The organism is Azonexus sp. (genome assembly GCF_036170495.1).
In the GTDB taxonomy this organism is placed as follows: Bacteria; Pseudomonadota; Gammaproteobacteria; order Burkholderiales; family Rhodocyclaceae; genus Azonexus.
The window spans coordinates 3437-6053 of record NZ_JAVHPH010000066.1; the positions used below are offsets into that span (position 1 = coordinate 3437).

A 2617-nucleotide genomic window follows, 5' to 3' on the forward strand; every position below is an offset into this window, starting at 1 on the left:
GAGCGCGTATTGGTCATCGACGATGAGTGGCATATGCGTGGCCTGATCACCGTCAAGGACATCCTGAAGTCTACCGAACATCCGCTGGCCAACAAGGATTTTTCCGGGCGCCTGTGTGCCGGAGCGGCAGTTGGCGTCGGTGCCGGGACCGAAGAGCGTGTCGAGTTGCTGGCTGAAGCGGGCGTGGACGTTATCGTTGTAGATACCGCTCATGGCCACTCCCAGGGCGTGCTGGATCGCGTCCAGTGGGTCAAGAAAAACTACCCGCAGATTGAAGTTATCGGCGGCAACATCGCCACAGCCGACGCTGCACGGGCGTTGGTGGATATGGGTGCCGATGGCGTCAAGGTCGGTATCGGTCCTGGCTCTATCTGCACGACGCGCATCGTTGCCGGGGTCGGCGTGCCGCAAATCACTGCCATCCAGAACGTCTCCGATTCGCTCAAAGGCACGGGCGTACCGATGATCGCCGATGGTGGTATTCGTTACTCCGGAGACATCGCCAAGGCGATTGCTGCGGGTGCCGATACGGTGATGCTTGGTGGCCTGTTGGCCGGCACAGAAGAAGCGCCCGGTGAGGTTGAATTGTTCCAGGGGCGCTCCTACAAGTCCTACCGTGGTATGGGTTCGCTGGGGGCTATGCAGGCCGGTTCGTCGGATCGCTACTTTCAGGAAACGACATCCAATGTCGACAAATTTGTTCCTGAGGGGATCGAAGGGCGGGTCCCGTACAAGGGTTCTGTCCTTGCCGTGATTCACCAGCTAATGGGCGGTTTGCGTTCGTCGATGGGTTACCTCGGCAGTTCGACGATTGCCGACATGCATGACAAAGCCTGTTTTGTCGAAATCACTTCGGCCGGCATCCGCGAGTCTCACGTTCACGACGTGCAGATCACCAAGGAAGCGCCAAACTACCACCTCGACTGATCTATTCCGTGTTACTGAGGGCGGCTCCGGGAGCCGCCCTTTTTATTCAAGGTTTGAATATGGTTCACCAGAAAATTCTGATCCTCGATTTCGGCTCCCAGGTTACCCAGTTGATCGCTCGTCGCGTCCGCGAAGCCAAGGTGTTCTGCGAAATTCATCCGTATGACGTTTCGGACGACTTTATCCGCAACTACGACGCCAAGGGCATCATCCTGTCCGGTGGGCCGAGTTCCGTAACCGAAGGTGACACGCCGCGCGCCCCGGAAATCGTTTTCCAGCTCGGCGTCCCGGTGCTGGGGATTTGCTACGGCATGCAGACCATGGCGCAGCAACTGGGGGGGCAGGTGATGACCGCCGAAGCGGCCGGCAAGGCACGTGAATTCGGTTACTCGGAGGTCCGCGCTCATGGTCATACCGAGCTGCTCAAGGATATCGCCGACTTCACCACGGCCGAAGGCCACGGCATGCTCAAGGTCTGGATGAGCCATGGCGATTCGGTGATGGAGCTGCCAGCCGGCTTCAAGAAAATGGCGTCGACGGCGTCCTGCCCGATTGCCGCGATGGCCGACGAGAACCGCAAGTTCTACGCCGTCCAGTTTCACCCGGAAGTTACCCATACGCTGCAAGGCCGCGCCATCCTCGAACGCTTCGTGCACGGTATCTGTGGCTGCGGCGCGGACTGGGTGATGGGCGATTACATCGCCGAAGCTGTGGCTTCAATTCGCACACAGGTCGGTTCGGATGACGTTATCCTCGGTTTGTCCGGCGGCGTCGATTCGAGCGTCGCGGCCGCACTCATCCACCGCGCCATCGGCGACCAATTGACCTGCGTTTTCGTCGATCACGGCCTGCTGCGCCTGAATGAAGGCGACATGGTCATGGAAATGTTCGCCCGCAACCTTGGTGTCAAGGTCATCCGCGTCGATGCGGTTGACGACTTCATGGGCAAGCTGGCAGGAGTCTCCGACCCGGAGCAGAAGCGCAAGATCATCGGCAAGGAATTCGTCGAGGTCTTCCAGGCTGAATCGAAAAAACTGGTTGCCGCCAAGTGGCTGGCCCAAGGCACGATTTACCCGGACGTGATCGAATCGGCCGGTAAGAACAAGAAGGGCGCGCACACCATCAAGAGTCACCACAACGTTGGAGGCCTACCCGAAGATATGCATCTCAAGTTGCTGGAACCCTTGCGCGAACTATTCAAGGACGAAGTTCGCGAACTTGGCGTCGCTCTCGGCCTGCCGCGCGAGATGGTCTATCGTCACCCATTCCCGGGACCGGGTCTGGGGGTACGCATTCTCGGTGAAATCAAGCTGCAGTCGGCGCATCTGCTACAGCGTGCCGATGCAATTTTTATCGATGAACTACGGTCGACCGTGGCAACCAAGCGTGACGTCGCTGCCGGCGCCTGCACCGAGGCTGATATTGGTAAAACCTGGTATGACCTGACCAGTCAGGCTTTTGCTGTTTTTCTGCCGGTTAAAAGCGTTGGCGTGATGGGTGATGGGCGCACCTACGAGAATGTCGTCGCCTTGCGCGCCGTCGTGACCAGCGATTTCATGACTGCCCACTGGGCTCATCTGCCCTATGAACTGCTCGGTCGCGTCTCTAACCGGATCATTAACGAAGTCCGTGGTTTGAACCGGGTTGTCTATGACGTTTCGGGGAAGCCGCCGGCGACGATTGAGTGGGA

At 58.7% G+C, this 2617-nt stretch carries 2 protein-coding genes; both read left to right on the top strand.

The window, feature by feature from the left end; translation table 11 throughout:
- A partial coding sequence (guaB, locus tag ADADOO_RS02185) for an IMP dehydrogenase (RefSeq protein WP_511274612.1) occupies positions 1-927 on the top strand: 927 nt, incomplete at its 5' end.
- Positions 928-986: 59 nt separating this feature from the next.
- A partial coding sequence (guaA, locus tag ADADOO_RS02190) for a glutamine-hydrolyzing GMP synthase (RefSeq protein WP_511274614.1) occupies positions 987-2617 on the top strand: 1631 nt, incomplete at its 3' end.